This is a genomic window from Algihabitans sp. (assembly GCF_965226985.1).
GTDB lineage: Bacteria > Pseudomonadota > Alphaproteobacteria > Kiloniellales > DSM-21159 > Algihabitans.
The window spans coordinates 178138-196178 of sequence record NZ_OZ245712.1; the positions used below are offsets into that span (position 1 = coordinate 178138).

General features: G+C 63.9%; 20 protein-coding genes. 14 read left to right on the forward strand and 6 right to left on the reverse strand.

All coding sequences use genetic code 11. The features are described 5' to 3' along the window. Window positions 1-31: 31 nt before the first annotated feature. The 3 genes from ACO054_RS00805 to ACO054_RS00815 all read left to right on the forward strand — a co-directional run bounded on the left by ACO054_RS00805 (window position 32) and on the right by ACO054_RS00815 (window position 2223). Window positions 32-799, forward strand: a complete 768-nt coding sequence (locus ACO054_RS00805; RefSeq protein WP_421708543.1) for an ABC transporter ATP-binding protein — start codon at window positions 32-34, stop codon at window positions 797-799. After that, window positions 792-1625 carry an ABC transporter permease gene (locus tag ACO054_RS00810; protein ID WP_421708544.1) on the forward strand — a complete coding sequence of 278 codons (834 nt, stop codon included), beginning with the start codon at window positions 792-794 and terminating at the stop codon, window positions 1623-1625. Before ACO054_RS00805 ends, ACO054_RS00810 begins: the two co-directional genes overlap by 8 nt. Before the next feature lie 160 nt (window positions 1626-1785). Then, window positions 1786-2223 (forward strand): pentapeptide repeat-containing protein, encoded by a 438-nt coding sequence (locus ACO054_RS00815; protein ID WP_421708545.1) that lies wholly within the window; start codon window positions 1786-1788, stop codon window positions 2221-2223. A gap of 111 nt (window positions 2224-2334) precedes the next feature. On the opposite strand, the gene ACO054_RS00820 is transcribed toward ACO054_RS00815, so the two are convergent. Continuing rightward, the gene (locus tag ACO054_RS00820) at window positions 2335-2928 is read right to left on the reverse strand and encodes a regulatory protein RecX (RefSeq protein ID WP_421708546.1); all 594 of its coding nucleotides are present in this window, start codon (window positions 2926-2928) and stop codon (window positions 2335-2337) included. Window positions 2929-3051: 123 nt separating this feature from the next. Between ACO054_RS00820 and ACO054_RS00825 the strand changes: the two genes are divergently transcribed. The 5 genes from ACO054_RS00825 to ACO054_RS00845 all read left to right on the forward strand — a co-directional run bounded on the left by ACO054_RS00825 (window position 3052) and on the right by ACO054_RS00845 (window position 7979). Beyond that, complete coding sequence (locus ACO054_RS00825; protein WP_421708547.1) at window positions 3052-3879, forward strand: ABC transporter permease; 828 nt, start codon at window positions 3052-3054, stop codon at window positions 3877-3879. Window positions 3880-3891: 12 nt separating this feature from the next. Continuing rightward, window positions 3892-4695: an ABC transporter permease gene (locus ACO054_RS00830; protein ID WP_421708548.1), complete on the forward strand. Its 804-nt coding sequence runs from the start codon at window positions 3892-3894 to the stop codon at window positions 4693-4695. A 172-nt stretch (window positions 4696-4867) separates the two neighbouring features. After that, on the forward strand, window positions 4868-6049 hold the full coding sequence (locus ACO054_RS00835) for an aspartate aminotransferase family protein (protein WP_421708549.1): 1182 nt from the start codon (window positions 4868-4870) through the stop codon (window positions 6047-6049). After that, window positions 6046-6978 (forward strand): ornithine carbamoyltransferase, encoded by a 933-nt coding sequence (gene argF / locus ACO054_RS00840; protein WP_421708550.1) that lies wholly within the window; start codon window positions 6046-6048, stop codon window positions 6976-6978. Before ACO054_RS00835 ends, argF begins: the two co-directional genes overlap by 4 nt. Next, on the forward strand, window positions 6963-7979 hold the full coding sequence (locus ACO054_RS00845; protein ID WP_421708551.1) for an Hsp33 family molecular chaperone HslO: 1017 nt from the start codon (window positions 6963-6965) through the stop codon (window positions 7977-7979). Before argF ends, ACO054_RS00845 begins: the two co-directional genes overlap by 16 nt. A 64-nt stretch (window positions 7980-8043) precedes the next feature. On the opposite strand, the gene ACO054_RS00850 is transcribed toward ACO054_RS00845, so the two are convergent. Beyond that, entirely contained in the window at window positions 8044-8574 is a 531-nt protein-coding gene (locus tag ACO054_RS00850; RefSeq protein ID WP_421708552.1) for a GlcG/HbpS family heme-binding protein, read from the reverse strand. 44 nt (window positions 8575-8618) lie between these two features. Beyond that, window positions 8619-8996, reverse strand: a complete 378-nt coding sequence (locus ACO054_RS00855) for a transcriptional regulator (RefSeq protein WP_421708553.1) — start codon at window positions 8994-8996, stop codon at window positions 8619-8621. Window positions 8997-9197: 201 nt separating this feature from the next. Here ACO054_RS00855 and soxX point away from each other — a divergent pair, with 201 nt between their 5' ends. The 6 genes from soxX (at window position 9198) to ACO054_RS00885 (ending at window position 14200) form a co-directional block, all read left to right on the forward strand. Next, on the forward strand, window positions 9198-9656 hold the full coding sequence (gene soxX / locus ACO054_RS00860; protein WP_421708554.1) for a sulfur oxidation c-type cytochrome SoxX: 459 nt from the start codon (window positions 9198-9200) through the stop codon (window positions 9654-9656). Window positions 9657-9773: 117 nt separating this feature from the next. Next, window positions 9774-10256 carry a thiosulfate oxidation carrier protein SoxY gene (gene soxY, locus ACO054_RS00865; RefSeq protein WP_421708555.1) on the forward strand — a complete coding sequence of 161 codons (483 nt, stop codon included), beginning with the start codon at window positions 9774-9776 and terminating at the stop codon, window positions 10254-10256. Between the two features lie 18 nt (window positions 10257-10274). Continuing rightward, window positions 10275-10607 (forward strand): thiosulfate oxidation carrier complex protein SoxZ, encoded by a 333-nt coding sequence (gene soxZ, locus ACO054_RS00870; RefSeq protein ID WP_421708556.1) that lies wholly within the window; start codon window positions 10275-10277, stop codon window positions 10605-10607. 132 nt (window positions 10608-10739) lie between these two features. After that, window positions 10740-11600, forward strand: a complete 861-nt coding sequence (soxA, locus tag ACO054_RS00875; RefSeq protein WP_421708557.1) for a sulfur oxidation c-type cytochrome SoxA — start codon at window positions 10740-10742, stop codon at window positions 11598-11600. Between the two features lie 124 nt (window positions 11601-11724). Continuing rightward, complete coding sequence (soxB, locus tag ACO054_RS00880; RefSeq protein ID WP_421708558.1) at window positions 11725-13410, forward strand: thiosulfohydrolase SoxB; 1686 nt, start codon at window positions 11725-11727, stop codon at window positions 13408-13410. 43 nt (window positions 13411-13453) lie between these two features. Beyond that, the gene (locus tag ACO054_RS00885) at window positions 13454-14200 is read left to right on the forward strand and encodes a cytochrome c biogenesis CcdA family protein (protein ID WP_421708559.1); all 747 of its coding nucleotides are present in this window, start codon (window positions 13454-13456) and stop codon (window positions 14198-14200) included. Window positions 14201-14223: 23 nt separating this feature from the next. Here the strand turns inward: ACO054_RS00885 and ACO054_RS00890 are convergent, their stop codons facing one another. Genes ACO054_RS00890 through ACO054_RS00900 form a run of 3 tightly spaced genes read right to left on the reverse strand, consistent with a single transcriptional unit; the run spans window position 14224 to window position 17938 of the window. Continuing rightward, window positions 14224-14952, reverse strand: a complete 729-nt coding sequence (locus tag ACO054_RS00890) for an acyl-[acyl-carrier-protein] thioesterase (RefSeq protein ID WP_421708560.1) — start codon at window positions 14950-14952, stop codon at window positions 14224-14226. Beyond that, window positions 14946-16526 carry a gamma-glutamyltransferase gene (locus ACO054_RS00895; RefSeq protein ID WP_421708561.1) on the reverse strand — a complete coding sequence of 527 codons (1581 nt, stop codon included), beginning with the start codon at window positions 16524-16526 and terminating at the stop codon, window positions 14946-14948. The genes ACO054_RS00890 and ACO054_RS00895 overlap by 7 nt, the downstream gene beginning before the upstream one ends. Further along, window positions 16523-17938 (reverse strand): amidase, encoded by a 1416-nt coding sequence (locus tag ACO054_RS00900; RefSeq protein ID WP_421708562.1) that lies wholly within the window; start codon window positions 17936-17938, stop codon window positions 16523-16525. The genes ACO054_RS00895 and ACO054_RS00900 overlap by 4 nt, the downstream gene beginning before the upstream one ends. Window positions 17939-18041: the final 103 nt, after the last annotated feature.

Sequence of the window (18041 nt, forward strand, 5' to 3'; positions counted from 1 at the left end):
CTGGAGATGGCTCCGCAAAAGGAAGGCGACCATGGATCTGCATCTCGACGGGATCAGCCACCGCTATGGCGAAACCGAGGTTCTGAGCGAGATCGACTTGCAGATCCCTCAGGGCAGCGTGGTCTGCCTCGTTGGCCCCTCCGGTTGCGGCAAGTCGACTTTGCTGCGCTTCATCGGGGGGCTGGAGCAACCGGATCGAGGCGTCGTACTGCAGCTCGGTCGGCCGCCTGAGACCTCTTTGAATCCACTGACCTACGTGTTCCAGCACTTCGCGTTGCTGCCTTGGCGCAGCGTCGAGGGGAACGTCACGCTGGTCTTGGAGGATCATGGCCTCTCCAGTGCGCAGATGCGGGAGATTGTCGACGATGTCCTGGCACGGACCCGACTGTCCGACTTCGCCAAGGCTTTGCCCAAGCAGCTCTCGGGCGGCATGAAGCAACGTGTGGCTCTGGCCCGGGCCTTGGCCGTGCGTCCCGCGGTGATGCTGATGGACGAGCCGCTTTCGGCGCTCGACAGTCAGACCCGCGACCTGCTGATGGACGACCTGGTCGGTCTTTGGACGCGTCAGCCCTTTACGGCTGTCTATGTGACCCACAATCTCGCCGAGGCGGTTCGCTTGGGGCATCGCGTTGTCGTGCTCTCGCGTCGTCCCGGTCGCATTCGTGAAATCGTCGAGATCGATCGGCCGCTCGCGGAGCGCAGTTTTGGAGATGCCGAGTTGGAGCGCACGCAACGCCACCTCTGGCAGGTGATGCGCGACGAGGCGATGGCGGCGGACCGGGAGTTGATCGATGCCTGACGCCGCCCCTTCCGGTGCCGTCGAGGCTGCGCAGTCCAGCCGCGCACGGCCGGTGCCGTTCCGTGGCGGCGGTTTCGCGCCGCGCCGCGTTCTCTTTGTCGGTCCGATTGTTTTCGTCGTCCTGATCGGCCTGCTGGAGGCGGGGACGCGCACGGGCGTGATCTCGAACCTTGTTTTGCCCAGTCCCTCCGCCGTGTTCTGGACTTTCGTGGAGCTCTATCGGAGCGGTCTGCTGTGGAAGCACCTGCTCCCCTCGCTCGAGCGCTTGATCGTCGGGGGCGCAATGGGGGCGACCGCCGGCATCGCGGTGGGGGTCATGATCGGGCTGTTCAGTCTGGCGCGCGCGGGCCTGGTGCCTCTGGTCGCGGCGATCTTTCCGATTCCGAAGATCGCGTTGTTGCCGTTGTTCGTGATCTGGTTCGGCATAGACGAGGGCTCCAAGTATGCCCTCATCGCCTTCGGGACCTTCACGCCGACGGTGGTGGCGACTTACGGCGGTGTCGACAACGTGGATCGCAGCCTGATTCGTATGGGGCAGAGCTTCGGTCTGACCTGGTGGTCCATCGTCCGAAAGATCGTGTTGCCGGCCGCCCTGCCGGCGATCCTGTCGGGACTTCGCGTGTCGCTCGCGATTGCCATTATCCTCCTGGTTGCCGCCGAGATGCTGGGGGCCGAGTTCGGTGTCGGCGCCTACATCCTGGAGGCCGGTGCGCTCTACGATCTCGAGCGTCTTTTTGCGGGTGTCACGCTTCTTTCGATCATGGGGGTCACGGTGAGCTGGCTGATCGGGCGTCTGGAGCAGCGCCTTCTGGCTTGGCGCACGTGATTGTGTCCGGACGTCGCCGGTTGCCGCGCCCGTCGCCATCGCTAAGGCATTGCCCTAGAGGATATTCTCTCCCATCTTGCACAACATGACGCCTCGCTTCCTCCTCGCTGCCCTCCCCACTGCATTCTTCCTCGCAACCGCACTCCCTCCGGAGCCGGCCTTGGCCGGCTGCACCGATCCGCCGGTTCCCGGCGTGAACTGGCAGCGGTGCAACTTCGACGGGCTCGATCTGTCCCAGGTCGATTTGGCGGGGGCGCGCTTGCGCGACGGAAGCTTCTTCCGCACGACCCTGGATGGTGCGGATCTCTCGGGCAGCGAGAGCTATCGTGCAAAGTTCATCAACGCGAGCTTGATCGATAGTGTCTTCGAAGGGGCCGATCTACAGCAGGCCGACTTCACGAAGGCGGACTTGAACGGCGCGGATCTGTCGAACGCCGATTTGCGTAACGCCCGTCTGACGCGAGCCAGCCTGCGCGGTGCGAACCTGACGGGCGCTCGGACCGGTGGAACCGACTTCTTCCGGGCCGATCTGACCGGTGCCACCTGGACCGACGGCCAGCGCGTTTGCGGCGAAGACTCCATCGGCCGCTGCAACTAGAAACCATCTCCGAACTTTGGTGGTTCCACAGCTGCGGGAGCATCGCCGCTACGAGAGTGCAGGCACCGGAACAGGAACCGGGTCGACCTCTCCGTGAACCAGAGGCTTGGTTTAGAGGGAGCTTCGCGTTTCCTCCCACAAGGCTTCCAGATCTTCCGTGTCGATCACTCGTCGGCAGAGCGCCGGTGCAAAGCCGCGACGGGCGAGGGCCGCCAGATCCTTCAGGCGCGTTTCGGCGCGAAGGGTGGGATCCGTGCGATAGGGACCGATCCGGCGGCGTCTGGCGTAGGCCAAAGCCGCAGCCAACTCCGGATCCTCGCTCTCTTCATGGCGTGCAGCCAGCGCCCGAGCGATCTCCGCTTCGGCGATCCCGCGCTGTTGCAGTTTCTGGCGGATCGCGCGTTCGGAGCTGCCACGCCGTGCCAGGCTTAGGGCTTGGCCACGGGCGTAGAGACCGTCGTCGAGTAGCCCGGCACGGAGGAATCGGGCAATTAGGGCTTCGACCGCCTCGGCCCCCTCGGTCGGATCGTTTCCGTGCGCTTCACTCGCGCGGCGGACCTTGCGCAGGAGCACGCGGCGCAGACTTTCCGCCGAAGCGGCGTAGCGCTCCAGATAGAAGAGCGCGGCCCGCTCCAGGTAGGCGGGTGTCGCCTTCTTCGGCGCCCGGCGCGCTGGCGACCTTTTCTCGTTCGACTCCGAAATCATGGGCCTTAGCCTGCCACGCCGCGAGAGGATTTGTATCCCCGTCGCTGGCAAGACCTCCGCGAAGCGATGTTGTGCTCTCGTCGCGCTTGCCGACTGAAGCCGCGACCGCTATCTCACGCTCCCATGACCGAACTGCCCCGACCGACTGCCGTCACTCTGCCCCCGCCTCGTCCGCGTCCCATGGGTGCGGTCAACTGGGTCGGCCTCTGGACGCTTTACCTCAAGGAGGTCAAGCGCTTCGTCAATGTGCTGACGCAGACCGTTCTGGCGCCAATGGTGACGATGCTGCTGTTCCTGGCGGTCTTTACCTTGGCACTGGGGCGCGGCAACCTGAAGTTCGGAGATATCCCCTATGCGGAGTTTCTGGCGCCCGGCCTGATCATGATGGCCATGCTGCAGAACGCCTTCGCAAACACCTCCTCGTCGATCCTGATTTCGAAGATTCAGGGCAACATCGTCGATGTCCTGATGCCACCCCTCTCCACTGTCGAGCTGGCCCTTGGGTTCGCGCTTGGCGGTCTGACCCGGGGGCTGTTGGTGGGCGTCACGACGGCCCTGGCGATGGCGATCTTCGTACCCCTGTCGCTGCACAACTTTGGGCTGATAGTCTATTACGGTACGGCGGCAGCTCTCATGCTCTCGCTTCTGGGAATGATCGGGGGCATTTGGGCGGAGAAGTTCGACCACATCGCGGCGCTGACCAACTTCGTGATCGTGCCGCTGTCCTTCCTGTCGGGGACCTTCTATTCGGTGGCCCGCCTCCCTGAAAACTGGCAGTTCGTGGCTCACTTGAATCCTTTCTTCTACTTGATCGATGGCTTCCGCTACGGCTTTCTCGGCCGCAACGACGGCGATCTTCTGACCGGGATGGCGGTTGTCGCCGGCGTCAACGCGCTCCTGATCGCCTTGGTCTGGTTCATGCTGTCGCGTGGCTACAAGCTGAAGCCTTAGGAGCCTTCGCCGATGTCCCTGCCGGTGCCCCGCGTCCGTCGTTTTCCCTCAGCGATCAACGGACGTGGGCTCTGGACGCTTTTCCTGCGCGGTTTCACGCGGTTTCTGCGCTTCGCCGTCGAAGGCATCGGCGGCACGCTGGTATCGGCTCTGCTTTTCCTCGCGGTCTTCGTCTTTGCCTGGGCGGGCGACAGCGGTCCCGTGCCGGGCGGCAGCTTCCCCGCTTTCGTGGCACCGGGTATCGTTGCCTTCTCCCTGACGCTCAACGCTTATGGCAACGCGGCCTTCCCTCTGATCTTCGATAAGCTGGAAGGGATGATCGGCGATATGCTGATGGCGCCACTGACGCCGGGGGAGCTGGTGGCGGGCTACGTGCTTTCGGCAGCTGCTGGGGGGCTGATCACTGGAGCTGCCGTGCTGGCGGCTCTGTCACTCTTCGTGGCCTTGCCGATTCCGGACCCGCTGCTGCTGCTCGCCTACGCAGTGCTGGGGTCGCTCCTCTTTGCCCTGATGGGCTTCATTACAGGTCTTTGGGCGGAGAAGTGGGACCGCTATAGCGCCGTTGAGACCTTTCTGATCCTCCCGCTCGGCCTGCTGTCCGGCACGTTCTTTGCTATCGAAACCCTGCCTCCGCTTGGCCAGCAGATCATTCAAGCCAACCCGGTCTTCTATCTGGTCGACGGTCTACGGGGTGCCGTGATCGGGTACAGCGATACCTCGCCCGGCCTGGGCTTGACCGTTCTGGCGGGTCTGACCGGCCTGTTTTGGCTGATTGCCTGGCGGCTGGTCGTGCGGGGCTACAAGATTAAGTCCTAGGGCCAGTAGGTAGATCGGGCTCGGACGGTCTTGCCCTCCCTGCTATGCCTGAGGTGCAAGCTCAGCATCCTTGGCTGCTGGTTGACACCCGATCCGCCGCGCCGCACTGTCGCGCCCTTCCAGAAGGGGGTCCGCAGCGGATCCCCGGGTCCCGAGCGAGAGGAGGGGCGCCATGACCGATGCATTGATGAACACCTATGCCCGCGCCGACCTCGCCTTCGATCACGGCGAGGGGGCCTACCTGATCGGGACCAACGGACGACGATACCTGGATTTTGCTAGCGGCATCGCAGTGACGGCTCTGGGGCACGCTCATCCGCACTTGGTGAAAGCTCTGACGACCCAAGCCGCCAAGTTGTGGCACTGCTCCAACCTCTTTCGCATACCGGCTGGCGAACAGCTCGCGGCTCGGCTGGCCGAGGCGTCTTTCGCCGACCGGGTCTTCTTCTGCAATTCCGGGCTGGAGGCTTGTGAGGCGGCGATCAAGCTGACACGTCGCTACTTCGACGTGATCGGACAGCCGCAGCGGCATCGCATCATCACCTGTCAGGGCGCTTTCCATGGCCGCTCTCTGACGGGGATCGCCGCGGCGGGAAACCCGAAGTACCTGGAGGGATTCGGCCCCCATGCCGACGGTTTCCGGACGGTCGCCTTCAACAATCTCAACGAGTTGCGCAGTGCGATCACCGACGATACCGCCGCAATCATGGTTGAGCCTGTTCAGGGCGAAGGGGGTATTCGTCCGGCGGCGCTGCAGTTTCTGACCGATTTGCGAACGGTCTGCGACGAATTCGGCCTGTTGCTGGTCTACGACGAGATCCAGTGCGGTATGGGCCGGACGGGGAAGCTCTTCGCCTATGAGTGGGCCGAGGCGGCGGCGCCCGACGTCATGCTGCTCGCCAAAGGTTTGGGGGGAGGCTTCCCCGTCGGCGCGGTCCTGGCGACGGAGGAGGCCTCGAAGGGTCTTGCGCCGGGCACCCACGGCACGACTTTCGGCGGTAATCCGCTGGCGATGGCCTGCGGCAACGCCGTTCTGGATGTCGTCACGGCGCCAGGGTTTCTGACTGAAGTCGATCGTGTCGCGCGCTTGCTCTGGCACCGCCTGACCGACCTGGTGGCGCGTCATCCCCATGTGTTCGCGGAGGTCCGGGGGGCCGGGCTGATGCTCGGACTGCGCTGTCAGGCAGAGGCACCTCGGCTGATTGCAGAGTTCCGCGATGCCGGCCTGCTGACGGTTGGGGCGGCTGAAAACACCATTCGCCTCCTACCGCCTTTGATTATCTCGGAGGCGCAGGTCGAGGAAGCGCTGGACATCCTGGACAGTGTGGCTTCGGCCCAGGCGGTTGCGGCATGAGCGGGATGGCATCCAAGCCTCTTCGGCACTTTCTGGATCTCGATCGCCTGAATGCCGCTACGCTGCGGGACGTTCTCGATCTCGGGCGCGCCATCAAAGCTGGCGAAACGGGCGCTGAAAAGCCTTTGTCCGGCAAGGCTTTGGCGATGATTTTCGAGAAACCCTCGACCCGTACCCGCGTCTCCTTCGAGGTGGGCATCCGGCAATTGGGCGGCGAGGCCATCGTTCTCGAGCCAAGCGGAACCCAGCTCGGGCGCGGCGAGACCGTCGCGGACACCGCCCGCGTACTCTCCCGCTACGTCGATGCGATCATGATTCGCACGACGAAGGAGGAGAAGCTGTTGGAGCTGGCGGAGTATGCGAGCGTGCCGGTGATCAACGGTCTGACCGACCGCACGCATCCCTGCCAGTTGATGGCCGACGTCATGACCTTCGAGGAGCATTGCGGACCGATCGCCGGTCGCGTCGTGGCCTGGTCCGGAGACGGGAACAATATGGCCGCGTCCTGGATCCATGCCGCTGCGCGCTTCGACTTCGAGCTGCGCTTGGCCACGCCCGAGGCGCTCCGGCCGCCGTCGGACGTGCTCGAATGGGCTGCCGCACAGCCCGGCGGTCGCACCGTTGTCACCTCCGATGTCGAAGAGGCGGTCGAAGGTGCGGATTGTGTCGTCACGGATACCTGGGTCTCGATGGGCGACGACAACGGCGACTCGCTGCGCCGCCACAATCTGCTGAAACCCTATCAGGTCAACCGTCGGCTGATGGACAAGGCGAAACCCGAAGCCATCTTCATGCATTGTCTGCCGGCACACCGCGGCGAGGAGGTGACCGACGAGGTGATCGACGGTCCACGCTCCGTGGTGTGGGACGAGGCGGAGAACCGCCTGCATGCGCAAAAGGGTATTTTGCTCTGGTGCCTGGAATCGTAGTTCCTAATCCGACCGGGCCTTCGGGCCCGGTCGACGACCTGGTTCAGCCTTTCGTGATCGAGCAGTCCGGTGTTCGCGGGCGTCTGTTGCGCCTGGGAGCTCCGGTCGACACCATCTTGACACGCCCCGGCTATCCTAAAGCGGTGGCGCGGTTGCTCGCGGAGCTTCTGGCCTTGACCGGCGTGCTGGCCTCGACGCTGAAGTACGACGGCGTCTTTACCTTGCAGCTCAAGGGCGAGGGCCCGATCCGTACCATGGTCGCGGACATGACCAGCGCCGGCGAACTGCGCGGCTACGCCGGCTTCGATCCCGAGGGTGTGGCGAAGCTGGAGCAGGAGCTCGGCCCGGTGGCCGATGCGGAAGAGCCCTTGGACGTTCGCCAGTGGCTCGGCACAGGCCATATGGCCTTTACCGTCGATCAAGGCTCGCACACCCAGCGATACCAGGGCCTTGTCGAACTTTCGGGACCGAGCCTCGCGGACTGCCTGCTGCACTACTTCCGTCAGTCGCAGCAGATCAATGCGGGTATTCTGCTCGCTGCGGCCCCGCCGGACTCGCCGCTTGGGGGGCCGGGCTGGCGCGCCAGCGCCCTTCTGATCGAACGGGTTCCCGAGGCCGGCGGATCGCAGGCTGCGATCGACAACCTGCCGGAGATCTCCGGCGAAGACTGGAATCGGGCTCTCATCCTGACCGCAAGTTGCACGCGCGCGGAACTGCTCGATCCCGCGCTGCCACCGAACACCCTGCTCTATCGCCTATTTCACGAAGATGGCGTGCGGGTCTTCCGGCCGCGACCGCTGTCGCTCGGCTGCCGCTGTTCGCGAACAAAGGTCGAGAACATCCTGCGTTCGCTCGGTCCCGACGCCATCGAAGAGTACAAGGTCGATGGTGAGGTCGTCATGACCTGCGAATTCTGCGCCTTCGACTTCCGCTTCGATGACAAGGCGCTTGCGCAGCTGCATGAAGAGCAGAGAGCTGACGGTAATCCCAGCGGTCTTTGAAGGTCGAAAAGGGGCTTTGGAAGACGCTGAATAGCGCCTTCCAAGCCCTCTCGCAAAGACCGCTCTAAAAGGGAAGTTGGCTCTCGATGGAGGCGATTCCTGCGAGGGCGCAGGCGTGGTCTTCGGTTCCGCCGGGGGCACCGGAGACACCAACCGCACCGACCATCCGACCCTGCACCAGGATCTGGACGCCGCCGCCGAGCATCAGCGCGTTGGTGATGTCGCGGGCGCCACTCTGCGGGCCGCTGGCCGTAGCCTCCACCAGGGTCTGAGTGTCCTCACGAAAGCTGACCGTGGTCCAGGCCTTGCGGGCGGCGGTGTCCGGTGTGTGCGGACCGGCAAAACGGTCGCGCAGGAAGGCTTGCAGCACGCCGAAGCGGTCCACGACCGCCACGCCGACCTGAAATCCCTCGTCGCGACAGGCGAGAAGGGTGTTGGTGGCAAGCTCGCTCGCCAGTTCCGGTGTCAGAACCTCGAAAGTGACAAGGGCGTCTTCGTCGGCCGAGACCTCTCCGGTGGTCCCGAAGGTCGCCACGCCTTTCACCAGCAGGGCTGCCGCCAGAACGTTGCGGATCGTCGGTGTTTTGCGGGTCATTCGTCCTCCCTCTCCTGTTTGTCGGCGGCCGATCGGCGCCGCCGTTAGTTTGTCTGTACCCCAACTTCGTCCAGCAGGTTGGCCAACAAGGGCCAGAAGAAGTGCTCGCCGGGATATCCGGCAATCCGGCCGACCTCTTCGCCCCCCAGCATCAGCACGAAGGTCGGCGTGTAGATCACGCCTCTTTGGATCTCCCGAAGGTCGCTTGGCGGCGTCTCGTGCAGGTCGACTCGACGCAAGGGGGCCGCGCGCCCTTCCGGTGTGTTCGCATAGATGCCGCCGATTTCTTCGTCCCACTGTCGACAGAAGGGACAGGCGGCGGAGTCGAACATGACAAGCTCAAGTGCGGCCGTTTGCGCGCGCAACAGTGCACCGGGTCCGACAAGCAAGACGACCAGGCCGATAGATAGGATTCGACGCACCTTATTGGGCACCCTGATCACATTCGATCTTGATATAATGTTCCAGGACGGTACGATTGACGCAACAAAACATCGAACGACCCAGGCATGCAGTCGCCGACGGTCGCTCCGCTCTGCAGCGGCTGGGAAGGTCCCAAAGAGGACTTGGCTGCTTTCGGAGTCGAACAAATGAGTAGCGCGTCAGTCAGGGGAGGACGCCTGTTGAACTGGAAGCTGCTGACGGTCGCTGCCGCGGCCGCGGCCACTCTTTCCGCCGTTGCGACGACAACCGAAGCGGAAGAGTTGGTGGCCTACGAGATCGTCGACTTCAGCATTGCCGAACCGCTGACCAGCGAGCCCGGCGATGCCGAACGCGGTCGTGCCGTCGTCATCAACCGGCAGCTGGGCAACTGCTTGTCCTGCCATGCCATGCCGATCCCGGAACAAGCCTTTCATGGTGAAGTCGGACCGCCGCTCGATGGCGTCGGAGATCGCCTCGACGAAGGCCAACTCCGCATGCAGGTCGTCAATTCCCACGAGCTGAACCCCTACAGCATGATGCCGGCCTTCTACGACGTCGGCGACAAGCATCGGGTGTCCGAACAGTTCGAGGGCAAGCCGATCCTGTCGGCGCAGCAGGTAGAGGATGTCGTCGCCTACCTGACAACCCTGAAGGAGTAGTTGGACGGGCCTGCTGGGCGAAGGGCTGCGAAGTGTGACGGGTTCCGAAGTCTGCCGGCAAGATGCAGACGCGGCAGAGGGAGAGGCCAAAGCGAGATGCAAGAGGAGTTGCAACGCATGAGCAAGCCGATGACGGCGGCGGGGATCACCCGGCGCCACTTCATCATTACCGTCGGGGCCGGGAGTGCTGCGGCTGCGGCCCTGGTCGCTGCCGCGCCGGCCAAGGCGGATCTGGCGATGGTCGAGGAGTCTCTAAGCAAGCTGATCGGCGATGCGACCGTGGAAGACGGCGCCGAGATCATTCGTCTCGATCTGCCCCAGATCGCGGAAAATGGGAACACCGTGCCGCTTGGTGTCTCGATCGACAGTCCGATGACACCCGACAGCTACGTCCGGCATCTGCACGTCTTCGCCGACGGCAATCCGCGTCCTGACGTGGTGAGTTTCCATTTCTCGCCGAAGTCCGGCTTGGCCGAGGCTTCGACCCGCATGCGTCTGGCGCAGACCCAAAACATCGTGGCGGTGGCCGAGATGTCCGACGGAAAGGTCTATCGGACTCAGGCCGAGGTCAAGGTCACCATCGGCGGCTGCGGCGGCTGAGGCAGAAGGAGAATTCGGATGGCAAAGACGCCCAAGCCCCGTGTGAAGGCTCCGAAGTCCGCGAGCGCGGGCGAGGTGATGGAGATCAAGACTCTGATCTCGCATGAAATGGAGTCGGGCCAGCGCAAGGACCGAAAGACCGGTGAGCTGATCCCGCGTCAGATCATCAATAAGTTCGAGTGCAAGTACAACGGAGAGACGGTTTTTTCCGTAGACCTGCATCCGGCGATCTCGGCCAACCCCTACGTCGCCTTTTATGTGACAGCGAACGAAAGCGGCGCGTTGGAGTTTCTTTGGCACGATGACAACGGTGAAGTCTACAAGCACAGCCAAGACCTGACGGTGTCTTGAGGGTCTGCGCATCCCGTCGCTCGCCTCTCGCAGTTCGCCGAGTGACGGGATGCGCGAACCAAAGACCCTGAGCCATCGAAAAGGGCCGGGGCGGTATGAAAAGAATAAAAATGACGGTTAGGGGAGAGACGGGTGACTGTGAGATCCTACGGATTGGCTTTGGTCCTCGGCGGCCTGGCCAGCGTGGCTTCTATTGCCGGCTTAGGCGGCGAGGCGGCGGCGCAGGACAGCGGAATTCCCTATCGGGACGGTGACTACAACTCGGTTTCGCCGCCCGACGGCAGCCCCCTGTCGGAGTTGATCAGCGGCTACTACTTCCGCACGCCCGAGACGCGTGAACTTCAGGACGACGAGTTCATGAACCCCGCCTTCATCTGGATGGAGCAGGCGGAGGATCTCTGGTCCACGGTGGACGGCCAGGCTGGCAAGGCCTGCGCCGACTGTCATACCGACGCCACCGAGACCATGCGGGGCGTTGGTGCGACCTACCCGAAGTATCACGAGGCCTCGGGCAAGCTGATCAATCTGGAGCAGCGGATCAATCTTTGCCGCACGCAGAACATGCAGGCGGACCCCTGGAAGTGGGAGTCCGACGAACTGCTCGGCATGACGGCTTATGTCCGTCATCAGTCCATCGGTATGCCGGTCGACGTCGCGATCGATGGCGAGGCCGCGCCGTTTTTCGAGAAGGGTAAGGATTTCTACTACGAACGCCGGGGCCAGCTCGACATGGCCTGCGCGACCTGCCACGAAACCAACTACGGGATGTACATCCGGGCAGACCTGCTGAGTCAGGGCCATAGCAATGGTTTTCCGACCTATCGCCTCAAGTGGCAGAAAGTCGGTTCGCTGCATCGGCGGTTCCGGGGTTGTAATCGCCAGGTCCGTTCCGTGCCTTTCGCCAACGGATCGGAGGAATACGTGAATCTTGAGCTTTACCTGGCATGGCGTGGCCAAGGTCTGCCGATCGAGGCGCCGTCCGTCCGCCAGTAGGTTCGATCTTTGAGACGTGACTCCGCTGGTCTCGGCTCGTGAGATGACCGGCATTCTGATTCGTCGCCTGGACGACCTTTGAGAAGGCCCGGCGGGACCCGACAATAGACAGTGGGTGGGACCGATGTTTTCACGGCGCGATTTTCTGACGGTGGCGGCCGCCACGGCGGTTCTGACCGGCGGCAAAGGAGATCTCGGTCGCCTTGCGACCCAACAACGCATCGGTCAGAAGGAACTGTTGGAGTTCGACTCGCTCGGCCAAGTCACCTTGCTGCATGTCACCGACATGCATGCACAGCTCAAGCCGATCTACTTCCGCGAGCCCTCGATCAATCTGGGCGTCGGCGAGGTGACGGGCCTGCCACCGCACCTGACCGGGAAAGACTTTCTCACACACTACGGGCTGACACCGGGGAGCCTCGGCGCCTATACCATGACGGATCAGGACTTCGTGGCCTTGGCCCGAGACTACGGCAAGGTCGGCGGTGTCGACCGACTCGCCACGCTGATCAAGGCGATCCGTTCCGAGCGGCCTGACAACACCCTTTTCCTCGACGGCGGCGATACCTGGCAAGGCTCCTACACCTCGCTGATGTCCAAAGGCAGCGACATGGTGAAGGTGTTCCAGGAACTCGGCTGCGATGCGATGACCGCGCACTGGGAGTTCACCTACGGGCAAGAGCGGGTCGAGGAGCTGATCGCGGAGCTTGGCTTTCCGTTTCTCTGCGGCAACGTGCGGGACACTGATTGGGACGAGCCGGTCTTTGAGAACACGGCTTTCTTCGAGCGCGGCGGCGTCAAGGTCGCCGTTGTCGGTCAGGCCTTCCCCTACACGCCGGTCGCCAACCCACGCTACAAGATCCCGCAGTGGTCCTTCGGCATTCGCGAAGAGGAGGTAGCGCAGCACGTCAGCCGGGCACGCGCCGAGGGTGCCGAGGTTGTGGTTCTGCTGAGCCACAACGGTTTTGATGTGGACCGCAAGATGGCCGGCCGCGTTCCGGGTATCGATGTCATCTTGACCGGTCACACGCACGATGCCCTGCCGCAGGTCGAGCAGGTCGGCAATACTCTGCTGGTCGCCTCAGGCAGTCACGGTAAGTTCCTGTCTCGCCTTGATCTGAAGGTGGAGGGCGGACGCGTTGCCGATTTCCGCTACCGTCTGATCCCCGTCCTGTCGGATGCGATCCAGCCGGATCCGGAGATGGCCACGCTTGTCCAGGAAATCCGGGCGCCCTTCGCCGGCGAGATCGACAGGGTGCTTGGCACGACCGACCAGCTTCTCTATCGCCGGGGCAATTTCAACGGCACCTTCGACGATCTGATCTGTCAGGCTTTGCTGGACGAGCGCGATGCCGAGATTGCGCTCTCGCCCGGCTTCCGCTGGGGCGCAACCCTGCTGCCCGGTCAGGAGATCACGGTCGACGATGTCTACTCGATGACGTCCATTACTTATCCGGCCGCTTACCGGCAGGAGATGACCGGGGAGATGCTGAAGCTGATTCTGGAGGATGTGGGCGACAATCTCTTCAACCCCGACCCCTACTACCAGCAGGGTGGCGACATGGTGCGCGTGGGGGGAATGGGCTACACGATCGACGTGCATAAGCCTATCGGACAGCGAATCTCAAACATGACGCTGCTCAAGGACGGCAGCCCGATAGATCCGGACCGCAGTTACGTCGTGACCGGTTGGGCCAGTGTGAACGAGGGGACCGAAGGTCCGCCAGTCTACGACGTTGTGAGCCAATGGATCGAAAAGCAGGGTACCGTTCAGCTAAAGCCGAACGAGTCTATCAAGGTTATCGGTTAGGGGGCTGGCAGGGCTCCGGTCGACCTTCAACGGAACAGCGCGCATGGACTTCGGGGTGACCTACCTGGGCGCACTCGGGGCGGGGGCTCTCTCCTTCCTCAGCCCCTGCGTTCTGCCACTTGTTCCAGCCTATCTGGCGTTTCTCTCCGGTGTCACTCTTCAGGCGTCCGGTCAGGGCACTGCGGTCGTCGAGCCCGGAGTGACGCGCAAGGTCTTCGTCACTGCCGTCGCCTTTGTGCTCGGTTTCTCGACGGTTTTCGTCCTGATGGGGTTGGGCGCCAGCGCCATATCGGCGTTCATCGCCCGCTACAGCCATATCCTGGCGCCGCTAGCCGGGATCATCATCATTCTGCTCGGTCTGCACTTTCTCGGCGTCTTGCGCATCGGGCTGCTATACCGCGAGGCGCGCTTTCAGGTCGCCAGCAAGCCGGCCAGCGTTCTGGGCGCCTACGTTATCGGACTTGCCTTCGCCTTCGGTTGGACGCCCTGTGCCGGTCCCGTCCTCTCCGCCGTGCTGGCGACCGCAGCGACCGACGACAGTTTGCTCTACGGTGCGAGCCTGCTGGGCACCTACGCCGCCGGCATCGGTATTCCCTTCCTGCTCGCCGCGCTCTTTCTCGAGCGCTTCCTGCGCTGGTTTCAAAGTTTCAAGCGCCACTTGCCGAAAGTCGAGAAGGCGATGGGCGGTTTTCTGATCATCACCGGCCTCCTGTTCGTCACCGGGTCCATGAACGTGATCGGCGAGTGGATGTACGAGGAGATCGAGATTTTTCAGCAGCTGGAGTTTTAGAGTCTATTCGGCACCGGGACGGCTTATGCCCAACGACTGACCGCGCGAACCAGATCGGTACCGTCTGCCTCGCGGACCAGGGCGTGGTGCCTCACTCCGTCCGTCTCCAAACCCGCCCGACTCAGAACGGTGTCACCGCTTTGGCACTCTCCACGAAAGGCACTGTCGATCTCGATGAGGCGGCGATTCGGCATCTCGGGCAGCGGCTCCAGCAACCAACCGAGCAGATGCGCGTTATTGACGTGGCCGTTGACGTCCAGCTCCGAACGGCGCGGTACCAGCCGTGTCTCGGCCGCAACTTGGGTGGGGCCTGGAAGGCTGCGTTGCGTGAAGTCGATCGGGGCGGGCCGGTCAGCCTGGATCTTCGCCACGAACCAGCCGGGGAAGGATGTCAAACGCCGCCGCTCGATATCGAACACGCCCCAGTGGGCGATGGCGGTTGCGACGGAGGCCCCCTCGCTGTCCGTGAGCTGCCAAGCGCGAAGAGCCAGGCGTCTGTCCAGCTTCGCCGGCCAGGTTTCCACCGAGAGCTGCTCACCCAACCGAGGCGGCCGGACCAAGGTGAGCCTGAGGCGTGTCAGGATCCAAGCCAATCCTTCAGTCGCCATCGGTACGGCGCCGACGCCAAGCAGATCGGCGTGGCTGGCCGCACTTTCCTGCAGGTAGTTCGCTAGGGTTTCCGGGCCTGCGACGCCGCCCGGTCCAGCTTCGTAGACCCGAACTCGAAAGGAGGTACGATAGGGCTTCACCATGCACCTACACCTCCCCGCGACTTGGCCAACCGTCCAACACCGCTCCGACGCGGATCGCCGACGGCTTCGAACCCTCTACCGGGCGTGGCCGCTACGGCGTGAACGCCGCCGAAGTAGAGATTGGGTGCTCTCCACAGCTGCAGGTCGCTCACCTCGCGGTCGAGCGCGTTCAGTGCGACTTCGGAGTAGCCCGGTTCCGCGTGGGCAATCCCCTTCTCGACATGCAGACGCGGGGCCGCGACGGCATCCGATAGAGAGTGTCGGAAGTCGGTCAGATTGAGCAGGACCTGCAAGATTGCCCCCCTCAGCCGGTTGGATCCGCCGGACCCGAGGGCGACGCGCCGTCCGTCGGCAAGCACGGCCGTGGTCGGGGCCATCATCGATCCCATACGCACACCTGCGGGCCAGCGATGGAAGCCTCGCGGATTCAGGTCTTCTTCGCCCAGCATGTTGTTGAGGTGGATCCCCGTGCCGGGTAGCAGGTAGCCGCAGCCCTCGCCGTTGGACAGGCTGACAGAGGCGAGATTTCCCTCTCCATCCACCACCGAGATGTGGGTGGTTCCGCGGACGATCTGGGGGGTTGCGGACATCTTGCGAGCGTAGCTTTGAAGAAGCTGGGGGTCGGCGAGGCGGCGCGTGGCGGCCTCCTCGGCAGTTTCGCCTGAAGCGTCCGCCAGGCCGGTCTCTTGGCGGGCTCGGTCCGTGAGTGTCATGATCCGCGACAGGGCGATCAGATGGTCGGGACCGCCGAAGCCTCCGAGGTCCAGATGGGCAGCTAAGTCGAGTGCGAAGGCGGTGAGCAGCCCTCCCGACGAGGGAGCGGGCATCGTCAGGACTTCGGCACCGGCATGACGTCGTCGCAAGGGCCGGCGATGTATGACTCGCATGGCCTTGAGGTCCTCGGCTCCCAGGTGGCCGCCATCCTTCATCAGATCCAGCAAAGCCGCCGCCGGTTCGCCCTCCTGAAAGGGCCGTAGACCTTCGCGGCCGAGGAGATCCAAGGTATCGGCGAGTTCGGGTTGCCGCAGGTTGTCCCCCGCGCCGAGGCGGTAACCTTCCTCGGTCCGAAACAAAGTGTCGAGCGCTGGGCTGTGCGCCTGGATCGGCTCGACGATCCCGAGGATGTAGGCCTGCAATTCGGAGAGCTGGAAGCCGTCGCGCGCGAAGCGCCTGGCTGGCTGCAGCAGCTCCATCATCGGCAGCCGCGCGAGAGTCCGTTGAAGCTCTGCGAGGCCAGACAGCATGCCGGGCACGGCGACGGCGCCGCGGCCGATATGGAACGTCTGGGTGGTTGTGCCGAAATCGCAGACCGCAGCGTGGAAATCCAGCTCTGTCTCCGGCTTTGGCCGCAGGGGAGTGTCGACGAAGAAATCGTAGACCGCTGCCTCTCCATCTGCCGGGTCCCATAGCAGGAAACCGCCGCCGCCGAGCGACGCCAGCACAGGTTCGACCACGCAGGCGGCCGCGGCGGCTGCAATGGCGGCGTCTGCCGCCGAGCCTCCAGCGTCGAGGACCTCGAGCGCAGCGTCTGCCGTTAGCGGATGGCCGGCCGCGACGGCGCCCCCGGACGTCATGCGGGCACGCGGTCCTCCGCGAGCGGAGGCAAGGCGACCGGAGCGGATTCTTCAAAGGCCCTGGCGGCGCGCAGCACCAGCGCATCGGCATAGCGCGGACCAACCAACTGAAGCGCCATCGGCAGTCCGCCTGCTGTCAGTCCGCAGGGCAGGCTTATCGCGGGCTGCCCGGTCAGATTGAAGGGATAGGAAAAGGGCGTCCATTCCGTCCAGCGCTGCATTCCGCTGCCCGGAGGGACCTCATGGCCCGCCTGAAAGGCGGGAATCGGTAGGCAGGGGAGCAGCAGCAGGTCGTAGTTCGCGTGTAGCCGGTTCATCCAGACCGAGAGGCTTTCGCGTGCCGCGACCGCATCAAAAAGGTCGTTGGCGCTGTAGGTGGCGCCCTCGGCAGCCACCTCCTGCAATCCCGGATCGATTTCGCCCCACTGCTCCGCTGTGAAGCGACGAAAGAGGTTGGCGGCGCCAGCGAACCAAACGGTGCGGAAAGTTCGCGATGTATCCGGTACGTCCAGGTCGGGCTGCTCCACGTTAGCGCCGAGAGCGACGAAGGTTTGCGCCGCCGACGCCAAAGCCGCAGCGATCTCCGGCTCGACTCGCTGTGAGCCGAAGGTAGGGCAGAGGGCGATCCGCAGTCCGGCTACGCCGCCGTCGAGACCCTGAGTGTAGTCCTCCCCTTGGTAGGGTAGGTTGTAGGGGTCGCGCAGGTCCGGTTCCGCCATCACGGTCAGCATCAGCGCACAGTCGCCGACGCTGCGCGCCATCGGGCCGACATGGGACACCGTGCCGAACGGGCTGAGCGGCCAGGCCGCGACGCGTCCGAAGCTCGGTTTGAAGCCGGGAATGCCTGTAAAGCCGGCAGGAATACGGATCGATCCACCGCCGTCGGTCCCGATATGCAGCGCGCCCATTCCGACCGCCGCCGCCGCCGCCGCCCCGCCGCTGGATCCGCCGGGGGTCATCTGCGTGTTCCAGGGGTTTCGGGTGATTCCGGTCAGCTGATTGTCGGTCACACCCTTCCAGCCAAACTCCGGCGTCGTGGTCTTGCCGAGAAGAACCGCGCCGTGGCTGCGGAGTCTGGCGGTCGCTGGGGAGTCTTCGGCGTCGAGGCCCGCTTCGCCCAGAACCCGGGACCCCCGTTTCGTCGGCCAGCCTTTGGCCTGGATCACATCCTTGACGGTGGTCGGCACGCCGTCGAGCTTTCCCTGCGGCTTTCCCGCCCGCCACCGTTCCTCCGACGCGCGGGCGGCCGCGAGGGCGCCTTCGTGGTCGACCAGGCAGAACGCGTTGAGCTGGCTGTCCAGTCGATCGATCCGACTCAAGGCCGCTTGCGTAGCCTCGACCGGAGACAGCGTTTTTGCCGCATAGGCATGCAAAAGGTCTTGAGCGCTGAGAAGCGCCGGATCGGTGATCATGGTCGGGGCCGTTTCCTTAGTGTGCAGGCGGGGCTGTGCAAGCGGGGATGTGCGAGCCGATCGGCTGCGACGCACGTGTCTGTCTACATCTTGGCCTCGCGCA